Source organism: Helicobacter canadensis MIT 98-5491 (assembly GCF_000162575.1).
Lineage (GTDB): Bacteria > Campylobacterota > Campylobacteria > Campylobacterales > Helicobacteraceae > Helicobacter_D > Helicobacter_D canadensis.
The window spans coordinates 1,389,370-1,405,701 of record NZ_CM000776.2 but is presented as its reverse complement, the minus strand read 5'-3'; the positions used below and the strand labels follow the sequence as shown (position 1 = coordinate 1,405,701).

Annotated in this window: 13 protein-coding genes and 1 pseudogene; 5 read left to right on the top strand and 9 right to left on the bottom strand. The window is 34.4% G+C overall.

From position 1 onward, the window contains the following. Nucleotide 1 precedes the first annotated feature (1 nt). Nucleotides 2-313, top strand: a complete 312-nt coding sequence (locus HCAN_RS06900; protein WP_006656392.1) for a rhodanese-like domain-containing protein — start codon at nucleotides 2-4, stop codon at nucleotides 311-313. 11 nt (nucleotides 314-324) lie between these two features. Here the strand turns inward: HCAN_RS06900 and HCAN_RS06895 are convergent, their stop codons facing one another. Further along, entirely contained in the window at nucleotides 325-1,437 is a 1,113-nt protein-coding gene (locus HCAN_RS06895; RefSeq protein ID WP_006656391.1) for a YeiH family protein, read from the bottom strand. A 184-nt stretch (nucleotides 1,438-1,621) separates the two neighbouring features. On the opposite strand from HCAN_RS06895, the gene HCAN_RS06890 reads away from it, so the two are divergent. After that, nucleotides 1,622-2,521, top strand: coding sequence for a LysR substrate-binding domain-containing protein (locus HCAN_RS06890; RefSeq protein ID WP_006656390.1), 900 nt, complete (start codon nucleotides 1,622-1,624; stop codon nucleotides 2,519-2,521). Between the two features lie 3 nt (nucleotides 2,522-2,524). Here the strand turns inward: HCAN_RS06890 and murD are convergent, their stop codons facing one another. Continuing rightward, nucleotides 2,525-3,739, bottom strand: a complete 1,215-nt coding sequence (murD, locus tag HCAN_RS06885; RefSeq protein ID WP_006656389.1) for a UDP-N-acetylmuramoyl-L-alanine--D-glutamate ligase — start codon at nucleotides 3,737-3,739, stop codon at nucleotides 2,525-2,527. An 11-nt stretch (nucleotides 3,740-3,750) separates the two neighbouring features. Then, a complete protein-coding gene (gene mraY / locus HCAN_RS06880) occupies nucleotides 3,751-4,809 on the bottom strand; it encodes a phospho-N-acetylmuramoyl-pentapeptide-transferase (RefSeq protein ID WP_006656388.1) in 1,059 nt (352 codons plus the stop codon). 79 nt (nucleotides 4,810-4,888) lie between these two features. Here mraY and gpmI point away from each other — a divergent pair, with 79 nt between their 5' ends. Beyond that, nucleotides 4,889-6,355 carry a 2,3-bisphosphoglycerate-independent phosphoglycerate mutase gene (gpmI, locus tag HCAN_RS06875; RefSeq protein WP_006656387.1) on the top strand — a complete coding sequence of 489 codons (1,467 nt, stop codon included), beginning with the start codon at nucleotides 4,889-4,891 and terminating at the stop codon, nucleotides 6,353-6,355. 47 nt (nucleotides 6,356-6,402) lie between these two features. Continuing rightward, on the top strand, nucleotides 6,403-7,212 hold the full coding sequence (locus tag HCAN_RS08310; RefSeq protein ID WP_006656954.1) for a hypothetical protein: 810 nt from the start codon (nucleotides 6,403-6,405) through the stop codon (nucleotides 7,210-7,212). A 158-nt stretch (nucleotides 7,213-7,370) separates the two neighbouring features. Here HCAN_RS08310 and selD read toward each other — a convergent pair whose 3' ends face one another. Further along, nucleotides 7,371-8,363, bottom strand: coding sequence for a selenide, water dikinase SelD (gene selD, locus HCAN_RS06865; RefSeq protein ID WP_006656953.1), 993 nt, complete (start codon nucleotides 8,361-8,363; stop codon nucleotides 7,371-7,373). A 142-nt stretch (nucleotides 8,364-8,505) separates the two neighbouring features. On the opposite strand from selD, the gene HCAN_RS06860 reads away from it, so the two are divergent. Continuing rightward, nucleotides 8,506-9,282, top strand: a complete 777-nt coding sequence (locus HCAN_RS06860; protein WP_006656952.1) for a sulfite exporter TauE/SafE family protein — start codon at nucleotides 8,506-8,508, stop codon at nucleotides 9,280-9,282. Nucleotides 9,283-9,435: 153 nt separating this feature from the next. Here HCAN_RS06860 and HCAN_RS06855 read toward each other — a convergent pair whose 3' ends face one another. From HCAN_RS06855 to cysD, 5 genes and pseudogenes are all read right to left on the bottom strand, one after another. Further along, nucleotides 9,436-10,773, bottom strand: a complete 1,338-nt coding sequence (locus tag HCAN_RS06855) for a sulfotransferase family 2 domain-containing protein (protein ID WP_006656951.1) — start codon at nucleotides 10,771-10,773, stop codon at nucleotides 9,436-9,438. A 116-nt stretch (nucleotides 10,774-10,889) separates the two neighbouring features. Continuing rightward, nucleotides 10,890-11,633 carry a 3'(2'),5'-bisphosphate nucleotidase CysQ gene (gene cysQ, locus HCAN_RS06850; RefSeq protein ID WP_006656950.1) on the bottom strand — a complete coding sequence of 248 codons (744 nt, stop codon included), beginning with the start codon at nucleotides 11,631-11,633 and terminating at the stop codon, nucleotides 10,890-10,892. Then, nucleotides 11,626-12,219 (bottom strand): adenylyl-sulfate kinase, encoded by a 594-nt coding sequence (gene cysC / locus HCAN_RS06845; RefSeq protein ID WP_006656949.1) that lies wholly within the window; start codon nucleotides 12,217-12,219, stop codon nucleotides 11,626-11,628. Before cysC ends, cysQ begins: the two co-directional genes overlap by 8 nt. A gap of 8 nt (nucleotides 12,220-12,227) precedes the next feature. Beyond that, nucleotides 12,228-15,371 carry a sulfate adenylyltransferase subunit CysN gene (gene cysN, locus HCAN_RS08390; protein WP_006656948.1) on the bottom strand — a complete coding sequence of 1,048 codons (3,144 nt, stop codon included), beginning with the start codon at nucleotides 15,369-15,371 and terminating at the stop codon, nucleotides 12,228-12,230. Further along, nucleotides 15,371-16,288 (bottom strand): annotated as a pseudogene (gene cysD, locus HCAN_RS06835) (sulfate adenylyltransferase subunit CysD). Before cysD ends, cysN begins: the two are co-directional and overlap by 1 nt. Nucleotides 16,289-16,332 lie beyond the last annotated feature (44 nt).

Genomic DNA, 16,332 nt, shown 5'->3' with positions numbered 1-16,332 from the left:
AATGCAGTATTATGGAAAGAATTATAAAAGTCTTGCAAAGGCAGTTTATAAAGAAGATTTAAAAGATATTTTAGAAAATGAAGAGTGGATTTGTGTGGATATCCGAATGCCAGAGGATTTTAGAAGAGGGCATTTAAGGGGTGCTAGAAATATTACCACCCAAGAAGAGTTACAAGAAGTTTTAAATCAAGATAAAAAGATTTTAATTAATTGCTATTTGGGGCATTCTGCGTCTTTACTCGGAACTGATTTGGTAGAAGCAGGGTATTTAAATATCTATTATTTAGATGAGGCAGTGGCAAATTGCCTCTAAAGTAGGCAAAATTACCAAAGGATTCCTTGGAAACAGAGAGTTAGCAAATATCCTCCAAAGATTAAGATAATAAAGAGTAAAAAGGCTAAACCAAAGGCTTTTCCGCCTAATTTGATAAATTTTTTAAAGTCAATTTGAAGCCCTAAAGCAGCCATAGCAAAAACAATGCAAAGGGTGCAAAGGAATCGACCGCTTTCAATAATAGATTGAATGCTAAAGGTATTTAAAATAAGCGTGTCTTTATGGGCACTTAAAAAAGTATTAAGCACAATAACCCCTAAAAACATAAAGGCAAAATAGGGAATGTCAATTTTTTTGCTAGTTCTTTGGGCGGTGTTTTGTGCATTGTTATCCCTAGCGATAAAATAAGCAACAATTAATAAAAAAGGCACTAGTAAAATCACACGCATCATTTTAATGATGACTGCAAGATTGGCGGCACTTTGAGTGAAGATTCCATTAGTCATCTCTTTTGCCATTTCAGCAGCTCCAGCAACATTGGCAACTTCGTGCAAGGTAGCTCCCATAAAAAGCCCCATTCCATTACTATCTAAGGAAGGAATGATTCCAGTGCTAAAGGCAATGGGGTATAAAAACATTGCAATCAAGCCAAAAACCACCACGCTACCAACGGCAACAACGCCTTTAAAGGAATCAGACTTTAGACTTGATTCAAGAGCTAAAACCGCAGCAGCACCGCAAATAGCACTACCAGCACCCACAAGCATAGAAGTTTCCCTATCAAGCTTAAAGATTTTTGTCCCTGCAAATAAAGCAATCAAAAAAATACTCACAATCACAATAAAGGCAATCAAAAATCCATAAAAACCAACATTATATAACTCACTAAAAGTAATATTAAATCCATAAAGCACGATTCCTAAACGCAAAAGTTTTTTGGCGCTAAAATGCACTCCTGCTTGGAGTGTGTGTTGGAATCTAAAAAACCAAGGTGATAGGGCTGCTCCAATGATAATTGCAAAAGCAGTAGCAGCCAAATGGGTGGTGTCTTGGATAGCTTGGATTCCAGAGAGATAAAAGGCAAAGGCAACAATTAAGCCAACTAACAAAAGCCCTTTGAAATTTGAAGAAATCATTTTAAATAAATGTTCATTTTTTAACATTTTCCCCCCTATTTGAGAATTTTTGTGGGATTATAGCACCAAATGCATCATAATAAAAATATATTATTTTAATCAAAAATATAAAATATATTAATTTAATAAAAAATATGGAATACTTGATGATAAAGAATAAAATATCTTTTATATGAGATTCTAAGGCTTTTTAAATAAAAAAGGGGTGAAATTGAAAATTAGAGATTTGGAGATTTTCTTAGATTTATTGCACACCAAAAGTCCAACTTTAACCGCACAAAATTTTAAAATTACACAGCCAAATGTTTCGGTGTTAATTAGAAATATAGAAAAAATGCTTGGAATCACGCTTTTTGAGAGATTAGGGAAAAGACTTGTCCCAACAACACAAGCTTTGTATCTTGGGAGTTTGTGGGTGGAAGTAGTGCAGAGTTATTATTCAAGTTTAGAAGCTTTAGGGGAAGAGGGCATTTTGATTGGTGAAATCAATCTTGTAGCCACACACACTATAGGGGAATATTTTTTACCTAGAATCTTATTTGACTTTGCAAAGGCATATCCAAAAGTCAAGGTTAATTCAAAGATTTATAACACTCAAGAATGCTTGAATCTCTTAAAAAGTGGTAGCGTAGAATTGGCATTAGTGGAGGGTGAAATTGGGCTAGAATATGCACAAAGTGAGGGGCTAATTCGTGAAGTTTTGTGTGAAGATCGTTTGATTGTAGCGAGTAATGATTTTATTTTGGCTTCAAAACCGCGTTATATTGATGAATTATTAGATAAAAAGTGGATTTTTAGGGAATATGGTTCGGGATTAAGAGATAGCTTTTTAAATGCTTTGGGAAAATTAAAAAAAGAAGTTCCGATTTTTTTAGAATTAGATAGGACAACGGCTATTAAAGATTTGGTGGTAAATAAAGGGGCTATTGCGGTTTTTTCTGAAGTAGCCATACAGCAGGAGCTTAAAAATGGCATTTTGTTTTCTATTGAGATTGTTAATCTTAATTTAGAGAGGCATTTTTATAGTTTGAGGCGGAAAAGTCATCCTATCAATATTATTTTAATGCGTTTTGAGGAATTTATCAATGAAAGTTTGCAAAACAAACATTAAAATTTAGAGAGATTGGACATAGACTTTAAATTTATCACCCCTTTCTTTATAAGAGCTAAATTGATCTAAACTTGCCGCAGCAGGTGAAAGCATTGCGATGCTTTGTTGTGTGTGGTGTTTGTGGATTTCTTGCACCGCTATTTCTAGGGTGTGGCAAGGAAAACAAGGGATATGGTGATTTTTAGCTAAAAGAGCTATTTTTTGGGTGTTTGATCCAATGGCATAAAGGGTGATTTGACATTTTTCCATTAATGCAAAAAGTGGTGTTAAATCTGCGCCTTTGTCATCTCCGCCTAGAATCAAATGGAGAGTTTGATTTTGATAGCGTTTGATAGCTTCCATTGTGGCATCAAGATTAGTGCCTTTGCTATCATCAACCCAAAGGCGATTTTGAGAATCAAAAAATTCTTCAATTTTATGAGCGCCGATTTTAAAGCTATTTAGCAAATCATAATCCACTTCATTAAAGAGAATCTGCGTGGCACTAAGAGCAAGAATGGCATCGAGTAAAAAAGGTTCTTTAAAAGCGATTTTGTTTAGATCTAGGAAAAATTGCTTGGCTAGAGATTGAGAATTAGAGTAGAAAAAAAGTTTGGCTAGGGTTTTTTGACAAAAAGGATGAGACTGCAAAGATTGGGGGATAATGGCTATTTCTTTGTCTTTCATCGACAAAAGAGGTTTGAGTTTGTCTGCGATATAAGATTCATAATCACCATGCCAACTAATGTGATCTTGAGTTATGGGTAAAAGTAGGTATAGATTGGGTTTGGCTATATTGGTGTAATGGATTGTAAAGGAGCTAGTTTCTAAAATCCAAAGGGGAGCTTTAGGGTTAAGATTAGCCAAGGGAGTGCCAATGTTTCCACCACTAAGAGCGCCTTTATTTTGGAGGAGGTGGGTTAGCATTTGTGTAGTAGTGGTTTTTCCATTAGTTCCGCTAATCCACACGCTAAAGGGCATTGTGGGGGCAAAAAAATCATATTCGCTAATGGGTTGGCTAAGCTTTATCATCGGATTTTGTGGAGGGATACCTGGGCTTGTGATAATTTGTGCGTTAGGGTATTTTTCTAAATAATTTTTTAGTTGATTTGAAGGCAAAAGCGTGTTGCCTTTAGAATCTTTAGAGACTTCTTTAAAGTTATCATCAAAAATGTAGCAAGGGCTAAATTTATCAGCAATGGCTTGATTGGTTTTGCCATATCCAATTAAAAAAAGCATTCATATCCTTTTTAGCGAAGTTTGAGAGTTAAAAGTGCGATGAGGTTACTCATTAGAGCTACAATCCAAAAACGCACGATAATTTTACTCTCTTTTAAGCCTTTTTCTTCAAAATGGTGGTGAAGTGGTGCCATTAAAAAGAGCTTTTTACCCCTTGTTTTGTAGCTACCAATTTGCAAAAGCACAGATAATGCTTCAACAACAAAGATAAATCCTATCACAAAAAGTAAAATTTCATTTTTTGAAATAATTGCCATATAAGCGATGAATCCGCCGATGGCTAGACTTCCACTATCGCCCATAAAAACTTGAGCAGGGTGGCAGTTATACCACAAAAAACCAATAAGAGCACCGATGAGTGCTGCAGAGAGAATCACAACTTCTCCACTCTCTTGAATCTTGGGATACAAAAGATAAGCACTAAGCCCTGAATGACCTGCAACATAAACAAAAACTCCTAAAGAAACAAGTGCATAAATAGAGGGAATTGCCACTAATCCATCTAAACCATCGGTGAGATTGACTGCGTTGCTAGTAGCAATAAAAACTAGCATCCAAAATAAAAGGCTTAATATCCCCCAATCCCAAATGGGATTTTTTAAAAAAGGAAGATAAAGGTGGCTATCCATTCCATAAAAATAAAGCCCCAATGCAATAAAAAGTCCGCTTAATCCTTGTAATGCAAATTTTGTCCGTGCGTTCATTCCTGCATTTTTCTTTTGCATTACTTTGGAGAAATCATCATAAATCCCAATGCTGGAAAATAAAACAAGACTGAAGATTCCAAGAATCACATAAGAGTTATTGAGTTTGGCACAAAGCAGGGCTGCTGCTAAGGTAGAAAAAACAAAAACGATTCCGCCCATTGTTGGAATATTGACTTTTTCTTGGTGGTTTTTGGGTGCAAATTGCGAGATAGGTTGATTAGCCTTTTTGCTACTTGCCCATAAAATATAATAGGGCATTAAAAAAATAGTCATTAAAAATGCAACAAAAAAGGCAATGGCAGCACGAAATGTGATATATTGAAACAGGTTAATGTTTAGAAATTCATAAAAATAATGCAACATTCATCAAACTTCAGTTAAAAATTATAAAAAAATTGGATAGGATTCTATCTAAATAAACTTTAAAAAGAATGGAATAAATATGAAAACAATTTTAGTCATTACAGATGGGATTGGTTATAGTAAGCAAGAGAAGTTTAATGCATTTTTGGAGGCTAAGAAGCCTAGCTATGATCGCTTATTTAAGGAAGTTCCTTATGGAATGATAAAAACTTATGGGCTTTCTGTGGGATTGCCAGAGGGGCAAATGGGAAACTCTGAAGTGGGGCATATGTGTATGGGAAGTGGGAGAATCTTGTATCAAGATTTGGTGAAAATTAACCAAGCTATTAAAGAGGGTCGCCTTTTAGGTAATCCTGCTTTGGAAGTTTTAAAGGAATGTAAGCGGATTCATTTAGTGGGATTAATGAGTGATGGTGGAGTGCATTCGCATTTAGAGCATATTCTTGCCCTAGCTGAAGGATTGCAAGAGAGATTTGAGATTTTGTTGCATCTAATCACAGATGGGCGAGATGTCTTGCCGCAAACTGCTTTGAAATTTTTAGAAGAAGTGGAGCGTAGAATCCAAAATAAAAATATTAAAATCGCTTCCATTAGTGGTCGATTCTATGCTATGGATAGGGATAATCGCTGGGAGCGTGTGGAAGAGGCGTATAATGTGATTGTCTGTGCGGAGAACTTGCAGACAATATCGCCTAAGCAATATATTCAAGAGCATTATAATCAAGGGGTTTTTGATGAGTTTATCAAGCCTGCTAGTTTTGATGCAAGTGGAATCAAAAAGGGAGATGGCTTGATATTTGTGAATTTCAGAAGCGATAGAGCAAGGGAGATTGTTAGTGCGCTTGGAAATGAAGAATTTAGTGGGTTTGAGCGCAAAAAATGGACACCAATTCCGCTTGTAATTATGACGCCGTATGATAAAAACTTTAATTTTCCTATTTTATTCCCCAAAGAAAGCATTCCAAACACTCTTGCTGAAGTGATTTCAAACCATAATTTAAGGCAATTTCACACAGCTGAAACCGAAAAATACGCTCATGTAACTTTCTTTTTTAATGGCGGAATAGAAGATCCATATCCTAATGAAATGAGAGTTTTAGTCCCTTCTCCTAAGGTAAAAACTTATGATCAAAAGCCTGAAATGAGCGCTAGGGAAGTCGGCGATATGGTATTAAAGGCGATGGAAGAGGATTATGATTTTATTGTAGTGAATTTTGCAAATGGCGATATGGTAGGGCATACTGGGGTTTTTGAAGCGGCAGTTAGGGCGGTTGAAGCCGTGGATAGAGAAATCGGCAGAATCTATGAAAAATCTAAAGAAAAAGATTATGCTTTTGTGATGACAAGTGATCATGGGAACTGCGAAGAAATGCAAAATGATAAGGGTGAGATTCTAACAAACCACACCACAGGAGAAGTTTGGTGTTTTGTCTCTGCTCCAAGTGTAAAAGAAGTCAAAAATGGCGGATTAAATAATATTGCCCCAAGTATTTTAAAGCTTATGGGTTTGCAGATACCACAAGAGATGGATGAGGCGTTGTTTTAGGGATTGCTGGGTGGAATTTTGAAAAGATATGAGGAGATAATGTAAAAATGGATAGAAAAATTTATCTTTGTAGTTTTGCAGATACAAGACTTGGGATTTCTGCTTGTAGATTTAAGCAACAAGCAGAGGCAATGAAAGTATTTGATGAGATTTTTATTTTTACAGAGGCAAGTTTGCCTTTGAAATTTAGAGAAGATTTTAATGATAAGTTTTATAGTAATTATCAACAGGCAAAAGCTAGTGGGGGGGGGGGGGATTTAATTCCAACTAGAGGTTTTGGGTATTGGTGTTGGAAGCCAAAGGTTATTTTGATGATCTTGGAGCAAATCCAAGAAAATGATATTTTGATTTTTTTAGATATTGGTTTTGAGTTTAATCCAAACAAGCATGATTTATTATTAGAAATGGTAGCACAAGTAGAAGAGAATGAAATTATGGGTTTGGATGCAGGACTAGAACATTGTGCTGAGAAATATTGGAATAAAGCGGATTTGCTAGCTCATTATGGTTTATTGGATGATAAAGAATTTTTAGATTCTCCGCAAATGATTGGTGGAGCGATATTTTGTAAAAAGACCTTTAGAGTTTGCAATATAATACAAGAATGGTTAAATGTTTTTTATGAGCATTATAATTTTGTTGATGATAGTCCTTCTAAAATACCTAATTTGCCAACATTTAGGGAAAATAGGCATGATCAGAGTGTTTGGAATATTATTGCTAAAAGGGAAAAAGTCAAAAGTTTCCCTTCAAGTTTTTATTGGGAGCGTGATGAAAAAGTGGCGTTATCTTGCAATCGGAATAAAATTTATCTCCCACACGATGTTAAAAAACAAAAAAATTCAATGAATTTATGAGGGGAGAGGAATCTAGTTTTAGATTATACAAGACTTTGTGTTATAGAATATGGAATTTCACAAATTACATAAAAATATACCTTAAAAAATTTTCATAACTTCATTAAATGGGAAGTTGAAGTGGGGAGCAAGTAAAAACAGTGATGTAAAAAACTGCTTTAAGCAATATTTATAGGGGAATCATTTGTGGGTATGATTTCTCCGATAATTTGAGCTGAATCTATCCCTTCGCTTTTTAATTCATTTAGCAAACTTTGAGCTTGATTATAAGGGGTGGCAAAGACTAATCCACCAGAAGTTTGTGCATCAAAAAGTAAAATTTCTACCCCTAAATACAAGGAATCTAAAGGGAGATTAAAGTGGCAATAAGGATTGATTGCCTTTTGATTAGAGTGGCTACCTCCAGGGATAATTCCCATTTTGGCAAATTCTATAGCCTCTTGCAAAAGTGGAATTTGGTTTGAATAAAGCTTAATCGAGATTTTTGGATTTGTCATCTCATATAGATGCCCCAAAAGCCCATAGCCTGTAATATCTGTGCAGGCGTGAATAGTGTATTTAGAAGCTATTTTGGCGGCTTTTTGGTTAAGTGTTGCCATAATTTGAGAGATTTTTAGCTCCGTTTTAGAATCAAGCATATCTGCTTTAAGTGCTGTTGTTAAAATCCCCATTCCAATGGGCTTAGTAAGGATTAAGCAATCCCCAATTTGTCCGGTATTGTTACGCCATATTTTTTGTGGATGGATGATTCCTGTTACGCTTAATCCATATTTTTGCTCCTTGTCTCCTATTGTATGTCCGCCAAGTAGCACACCTCCAGCTTCTTTGATTTTGGATAATCCACCCTCAAGCACTTCGCTAATCATTTGCGAATCAAGGTGGCAACTATCCCACATTAGTAGATTTAGCGCAGTTTTCACCTCTCCACCCATGGCATAAATATCACTAAGCGAATTTGCCGCTGCAATTTGCCCATAAGAATAAGGATCATTGACAAGTGGCGTGATAAAATCCGCACTCTGCACAAGTGCAAGTTCATCGCTAATTTTATAGATTCCGGCATCTTCGTTTCCGCTAAAACCCACAAGGATATTTGGATCCTTGTTATTTTTGAGATTGCAAGAGAGATGTGAGAGATCTTCCAGACCCACTTTTGCAGCTCAACCAGCAGACTGAACGAAATGTGTAATTTTAATATCGTCTTTGATTTTAAGTTCTCCAAATTTTTCGCCATTTTAGCAGTTTTTAGCTTATTTTTGTAATAAAATAATGTTTTTAATTAAAGGTTTGAGTATGGAAGTTTTGGCATTGGACTTTTGGAGTGCAGGTGGATTGCTTGCAGTGGGGCTTTTAGCTGGGATTCTAGCAGGGCTTTTTGGGATTGGCGGTGGAGCGATTATTGTGCCAATGATGATTTTACTTGGAAATGATATTAAAATTGCCATTGGAATCTCTATTATGCAAATGATTTTTTCTTCTGTTTATGGCTCTTATGTGAATTACAAAAAGAAAAATTTAGACTTTAGAGATGGTGTTTATGTTGGGATTGGCGGACTTATAGGGGCTTCTTTTAGTGGAGTGGTTGTCTCTAGTATGCCTTCTAGCATTTTGGAGATTATATTTAGCCTTTTTATTGTTTATAGTATTATGCGATTTTTCTTTACCAATGCTTATGGTGGCGAACGCAAAGTGGGCGAAGGTTGGAAGTCGATTTTGTTTTTAATAGGTTGTGGGTGTGTGGTTGGAGTTTTTGCGATTTCGCTAGGAATTGGCGGGGGAATGATGTTAGCACCACTTTTGGCGTATTATCTTGGATATAGCTCAAAGCAAATTGTCCCTATTTCGCTATTTTTTGTGATTTTCTCATCAGTATCAGGCTTTACTTCTTTAGCGTTGCATGGTTATGTGGATTATGCCCAAGGCTGCATTGTTGGTATTGCCTCTTTGATTGGGGTTAGGATTGGGATTTGGACTTTAAGCAAGGTAGATTCTAAAAAGCACAAATACGCACTTTTAGCGATGTATTTGTTTATTTTAGCTATTATGTTTGAAAAAATGCTCTTTGGGTGATGAAATCTACTTCCTCTCCCCCCTCAACCTCCTAACTTCAAAACCTTCGACTCTCAAATATCAAATTCCATTACCATAATCCAACTTTTATCTTCACTTCCATTGAGTTTTATCAATTAATACTTTCTTTTCTCTTTCAATTCTCTTCTTAACTTACGCACTTCTTTTGCAAAGTTGAAGTAAGCAAGGGGTAATTTGAATAATTGTGCCCCCCCCCCCCGCAGTGTTTGCTTTTATAAAAGCTTCTCCTAGTTTATAAGTAAAACATTCTTTTTCTTTTAAGGATTCTTTGTAATCAGGATAAGATTCTAAATTAGGGAGTTTAAGATTAGGATTCTTTTTAATAGCTTCTTGGTATTGTTGTTGCTCTTGTTTGTGTTTATCTTTGATATAAGATAAAACATAAGGCATTCTAATATAGCCTAATAAAGATTTAGAATTTTCTATCATAGCTTGTCCTAGTTTATATGATAGATGATTGTGGATTCTGTCTTTAGCAGTTCCATAATGGAGAGTGAAGTCTAGTTCTTTAGTTTTTAAATTTAATTGGCTATTGGTTTGGGTGAGTTGTTGATTCTTTAAATCTAATTGCTGATTAGCTTCTGTTAATCTTTGAATTTTTAAATTAGATTGATTTTGATTAGATTCTAAAATCTTGATTTGAGAATCTAATTGATTTTTGGTTTGGATGAGTTCAGTCTCTAAAGAATGAGCTTTATTAAGATATAAATCATTCTCATTTTTTAGGCTCTCATTTTCACATTTCAACATAAAAAAAGAATGTTTTTTTTTGTAATTCCGCAGCCTCATTGCCCTAATTTCTAATTTTTTATCATTAATTTTATTTTTTTGGAGATCATTTAAAGACTGATTAAATAAATTTGCATATTCCAAATCATAATCAAATAATTCAAAATCATTGCGATAAATTTCTGAAATTATTTGATAAGTTTGCTCATTGTAATACTTTTTATAGCTTTCGTGGCTACTGCTATTAGCATGCACCAAATCTCTATTTATTTTCAGTTGTTTTTTTACTACTTCAAAATCTTTTTCTATATTTTCAAATTTCCCTATAAAATTAACCAATATGGACCGATTTTCATCGCAAACAAAACGATATTGTGGAACAAAGTGCATCCATGATAATATTTTATCTCTAACAGTTTTATTTTCTAAAGCTAATGCAAAATCATTAAAATTTTCATAGTCTTTTAAATGTATATCCGCCCATCGTTTATCTCCTAGGGTACAACTCCTTCCTTTAAGATAATGAAAAGCGGACACAGTCCTATCAAATGGATTTCTCACAAAAGCAAAAGAAAAAAGACTTTCAAATTTATCTTTATCTTTTTTAATATAATCTATAGCTTTTTTATGCCCCACCAACCATTTACTAGATTCAAACACAACTCGCTCTATACTTGTTCCAGCTACTTTTGGTATATGAATAAAAATGCAACCATATTTTTTATGAAATTCTTTAAACATATATATACTTTTTTGTCTTATATTTATACTTGGCTAAGTATTTCTTTGTAAGACTTTCTTGGATATATTTTCTATGCACATAAGCCGTCATTATTATCTCCTTTCTAAAATTGATTTTATTTTACGATAAAATATGGATTTCTTAAATCTTCCTTATTATAGATTAAGGGCTTTAGGCTGCTAAAATCATAAGTCATTTTGCCTGATTCTCTAACTATCGCATCGGCAGCTGCTGTATCCCATTCCATTGTTGGTCCAAGCCTTGGGTAGATGTCCGCTTCATTGCTAGCTACTAAGCATAGTTTTAGAGAGCTTCCCATAGAAATGAGTTCTTTTGGCTTATTGGTTTCTAGGCTTTCTATGAAGTCATTAGTTTCCTTGCTCATATGAGATTTGCTAGCTACGATTTTATAGGTTTCTCTTTGGGCATTGAGTGGCAGTTTTTTATCATTTTTAAACGCACCTTCTCCTTGTTTTGCGCTATACATAAGCTCTAAAGCAGGTGCATAAACAACTCCTAGAATTGGCGTATCCTTGTGGATTAGGGCAATGTTGATTGTAAATTCTCCATTTTTCTTGATAAATTCCTTAGTGCCATCTATGGGATCAACGCACCAAAAATATTCCCATTTTTTTCTTTCTTTATAAGGAATGATTTTGTTTTCTTCGCTTAATAGGGGTAGATTAAATGGAGATAGAGCATTGCAAATAATTTCATTGCAAAGCAAATCAGCTTCGCTTAAAGGGCTTTTATCTTCTTTTTCATAAATTACAAAATCCTTTTTATAAATGCCCATTGCTGCCTTACCGGCTTTTAGGGCAATTTCTTGGATTGTTTCTAGTTTGATGGAATTAAGCATGAATTTTTCCTTTTTTTAATAAATATTTTAAAATCGTTTCAATATTTTCATCAAGATTCTCGCTTTTTATATGAATCTCCGGATTTTCTGGTGCTTCATAGGGGCTATCTATACCGGTAAAATTTTTAATCTCTCCATTTCTTGCTTTTTTATAAAGCCCTTTGGGATCTCTTTTTTTGCAAACTTCTATAGGCGTATCTACAAAGATTTCTATGTATTCTCCCTTGTCAAGCAATTCCCTTATGATTTGTCTTTCTTTGCAAAAAGGGGAGATAAAAGCACAAAGCACTATTAAGCCGCTATCAACAAATAATTTGCAAACTTTTCCTATGCGTCTTATATTTTCCACTCTTGAGTTTTCATCAAAACCTAAGTCTTTGTTTAAGCCATGCCTTACATTGTCTCCATCTAGAAGATAAGTGTGGTAACCCATAGTAAAAAGTCTTTGCTCTAACGCATTAGCTAGAGTGGATTTACCACTACCGCTTAGTCCTGTTAGCCATAAGACACAGGGTTTTTGAGTTTTGAGTTTTGATCTTTGCTCTTTGGTGATTTTTGTGTCATGCCATGTGAGATTGTTTTCCATTTTTTTCCTTAAAAACTAAAAAAGATTGGTATTAAGCTTAAAGCTATGATAGAGTAAGTTAAAGAAACAACAAAGCCTATTTTTACAAAATCCATTGTTTTATACCCACACATAGAAGTAACCATCAAATGTGTTTGATAGCCATGAGGCATCATAAATCCACAACTTGCTCCATAGGCAACTGCGAAAATAAAAGGTATAGGGCTAACACCTAGACTTTGTGCAGTCGCAAGAGCAATAGGAAAGGCAAGGGCTGCAGCGGCATTATTGGTAATCATCTCTGTTAAAAGCAAGGTTAAAAGGTAGATTCCAATAAAGCTACCATAAACTCCATATTGCCCAAAAATGCTAATGATGAGATTAGCAAAATCTTGGGCTAGACCACTCTCTACTAGGACTTTGGTGATAGCAAGTGAAGAGCCTACAATAATAAAAATGTCAAGCGGGAATCGCCTTTTAATTTCATCAAATTTGAGAAATTTAAAAACTAGTAACACAAAGAGAAAAACAATTAAAGCTTTAAGTAAAGAAAAGATGCCTAAGGCCGAGAGGGTAATGACTGATAAAAAGCCAAAAACAATGAAAAGACTTTGTGCTTTATTTAATTTTTGAAGTTTATTAATATTGGAGATAATGTAGAAATTTTTAAGAATATTATCTCGCGTTTTAAAATCCTTTCCCACGCTTAGAATAAGTCTATCTCCAGCACTTAAGATGCTTGAACCAATTTTAGAGATATTTTGTGAGCCTTTTTTTAGTGCAATGATTCCTGCATCAAATTTAGTTCTAAAGTTTGCTTCCTTGACGCTTTTGCCAATCAAGTTAGAATTAGGCGTGATGATGGCATCTACTAGCTCTAAATCTTTGATTTTGGGATTTTGTTTGCCGATTTCTAAGCCTTTAAATTCTTTTAGTGTCTCTAAATGTGCCACATCTCCGCTAAAAACTAATTGATCTTCCTTGCAAATAATCTCATCTGGGCTTACAGGGGAGAGACTTCTGCCTTCTCTTAGGATTTCTATCAAAAAGAGAAATTCTAATTTTCTTAAGCCATTTTTCTCGATACTCTTACCAATCAAAGGGCTATTGGGTAAAACTTTTGCGCTAATAAGGTATTCAGAAATTTCTTGTTCTTTGTCAGTATAGTTTGGTAGAAGTTTGCTAAAAAGCATTAAAATAATCATCACACCTAAGCTAATGCAAAAGCCAACTGCAAAAAAATCAAAAATCTTTAAACTCTCTAAGCCATTTTGCACTACAAAGGAATTGACTATTAAATTCGTAGAAGTGCCTATAAGAGTCATAGTTCCCCCTGCGATTGAAAAGTAAGAAAGTGGGATTAGCAATTTAGAGGGATTTTGAAATTTGTTATTTTTGATTAATCCCATAAAACTAGCTACAACAGCAGTGTTGTTTAAAAATGCAGAAATTGCACTTACAATAACACCTAGTTTAAAGAGAGAAAAATAATAGCTCTTGCCGATAATAAATTTTGATGCATAGCTCATAACTGCACTTTTTTCTACCGCGATAGAAACAAGCAATAAAAGCACTAAAACAACTAAAGAATCACTAGTGTATGATCCAAGAAAAGTTTTTAGATCTAAATATCCCAAGAGATAGTATAATAAAGCAACTCCTCCAAAAGGCAAAGAAGCTCTAAATTTCCCACTAACAAGCAAAAGAAGTAAGGTTAAAATACTTAGGGCAACAATAACTTTCATATTTTTTTTACATTCCCACTCAGGATAGTTTTTTCTTATGTATGCATTCAATTCTCTTTCGGCTTGAGTGTAGATTCTATTTTCGCTTTTAGTGTCTAGAATCTCTTCTATCATTCCTGCTGCCAAGGTTTCATTAGAATATTTATCAATAATAATAAAGCTGCCTAAGGTTTTGTTCTTTTTGTAGATTTCTAAGGCAGTCTTTTTGTTTAAATTTAAAGTGCATTTTGCAATGTCATTAAGCTCTAAAGTTTTTGCAGGATATTCTTCAAAAGTATTAATGTCTTTTTTAAAATCAATTTGGCTAAAAATAACATTAGTTGTGAGATTTGCTATTTTGATTAAATAGTTTTCATGGAGATTGAGTGGAATCTCACTCATCCATATAATCATAGCTTTAAAGGCATTAGAAATAGGAATTTCTACATTTTTAGCAGTGATTATATCACCTCTTGAAATGTCAATTTCATCTTCTAGAGTTAGCGTAATGGCACTTGGAAAACTTGCACTTTTTGAGCTTTGTATTTTTTGATCTTTGCTAGGTCTTAATTCTTTGATATTGGGAGTGATAATTTCTTTAATTTTGCTAGTTTTAAGGCTAGGGAGAATGACAATCTCATCACCTACACGCACACTTCCACTTGCAATATTGCCACAAAATCCCCTAAAGTTTAAATGTGGGCGATTGACATACTGCACACTCATAATAAAGTCTTGATTGATATTTGTGGTAATTGGTAAAGTGTCTAATAGTGTAGATAGAGTTTCTCCGCTATACCAAGGCATATTGGCACTTTTAGAGGTGATGTTATCGCCATCTATTGCGCAAATGGGGACAAAATGGATTTTAATATCTTCATAATTTTGCAAACTAGGGAGAATTGCTTTATAGTCTTTGGTGATTTGATCAAAGACTTCTTGTTTGAAATCAACTAAATCCATTTTGTTGATTGCTATGATAAATTGTTTAATGCCTAATAAGCTTACGATATAAGAATGCCGTTTGGTTTGGGTTAAGACACCTTTTCTAGCATCAATTAAAAGGATAGCAATATCAGCATTACTAGCACCTGTAGCCATATTTCTCGTATATTGCTCATGCCCTGGAGTATCTGCTATGATAAATTTTCTTTTTTGAGTGGTAAAAAAGCGATAGGCTACATCAATAGTAATGCCTTGTTCTCGCTCACTTGCTAATCCATCCACCAAAAGAGCAAAGTCTAAATTTTGCCCTTCCTTTGAGTTTTTATTTTTTTGACTATCTTTTTCTAGAGTTTTGATTTGATCTTCAAAAAGTGTTTTAGAATCATAAAGCATTCTGCCTATTAAAGTAGATTTTCCATCATCTACACTACCACAAGTAATAAATCTACAGAGTTCCTTGTTTTCGTGTTGTTTTAAATATTCTTTTATTTCATTTAAATTCATTAAAAATATCCCTCTTTTTTCTTTTTCTCCATACTGGCTTCTTCATCTGTATCGATTAGTCTGCCTTGCCTTTCGCTACTTTTTGAAAGTAAAAGTTCTTGAATAATCTCTAAAACATTACTAGCACTAGAATTAATCGCCCCTGTTAGCGGGTAGCAGCCAAGAGTTCTAAAGCGCACTAGTTCTTCTTTAGCATTTTTTGCTAATTCTTTTGGCATTCTTTCATCATCTACTAGGATTTTAGCTCCCATATATTCTACAACAGGACGCTTTTTTGCAAAATATAGACTAGGGATTGGAATATTTTCTTTATAGATATATTGCCAAATATCAAGTTCTGTCCAATTGCTCAGTGGAAAAACTCTGATAGACTCACCTTTTTTGTGTCGGCTATTATAGAGATTTCAAAGTTCTGGGCGTTGGTTTTTGGGATCCCATGTGTGATTGGCATCACGGAAAGAATAGATTCTCTCTTTGGCTCTTGATTTTTCTTCATCGCGTCTTGCACCACCAAATACGGCATCAAATTGATATAAATCAAGCATTTGCTTTAAGCCTTGGGTTTTTGAAATGTCAGTGTGCATAGATGAACCATGGGTAAAGGGCGAAAGATTTAATTCCTTGATTTTTGGATTTTGATAGACGATGAGTTTGGCACCAAGCTCTTTAGCAGTTTTGTCGCGAAATTCTATCATTTCTTTAAATTTCCAAGTGGTATCCACATGCACTAATGGAATTGGCAGGGGAGCTGGATAGAAAGCTTTTTGTAGAAGATGGAGCATAACAGAGCTATCTTTGCCTATGCTATAAAGCATTGCAGGTTTTTCAAACTCGGCAATAACTTCGCGCATAATATAGATTGATTCAGATTCAAGATAATCTAAATGAGAATAATTATTTTGTATAATGCTACTCATTTTACTCCCTCCTTAAAGCTTTTAGTGTATTTTATGATTAATGT

Coding starts and splice junctions, on each gene's coding strand:
- HCAN_RS06900 (WP_006656392.1), top strand. CDS start 2: ATGCAGTATTATGGAAAGAATTATAAAAGTCTTGCAAAGGCAGTTTAT.
- HCAN_RS06895 (WP_006656391.1), bottom strand. CDS start 1,437: ATGTTAAAAAATGAACATTTATTTAAAATGATTTCTTCAAATTTCAAA.
- murD (WP_006656389.1), bottom strand. CDS start 3,739: ATGCTTTTTTTAATTGGATATGGCAAAACCAATCAAGCCATTGCTGAT.
- mraY (WP_006656388.1), bottom strand. CDS start 4,809: ATGTTGCATTATTTTTATGAATTTCTAAACATTAACCTGTTTCAATAT.
- gpmI (WP_006656387.1), top strand. CDS start 4,889: ATGAAAACAATTTTAGTCATTACAGATGGGATTGGTTATAGTAAGCAA.
- HCAN_RS08310 (WP_006656954.1), top strand. CDS start 6,403: ATGGATAGAAAAATTTATCTTTGTAGTTTTGCAGATACAAGACTTGGG.
- HCAN_RS06860 (WP_006656952.1), top strand. CDS start 8,506: ATGGAAGTTTTGGCATTGGACTTTTGGAGTGCAGGTGGATTGCTTGCA.
- HCAN_RS06855 (WP_006656951.1), bottom strand. CDS start 10,773: ATGTTTAAAGAATTTCATAAAAAATATGGTTGCATTTTTATTCATATA.
- cysQ (WP_006656950.1), bottom strand. CDS start 11,633: ATGCTTAATTCCATCAAACTAGAAACAATCCAAGAAATTGCCCTAAAA.
- cysC (WP_006656949.1), bottom strand. CDS start 12,219: ATGGAAAACAATCTCACATGGCATGACACAAAAATCACCAAAGAGCAA.
- cysN (WP_006656948.1), bottom strand. CDS start 15,371: ATGAATTTAAATGAAATAAAAGAATATTTAAAACAACACGAAAACAAG.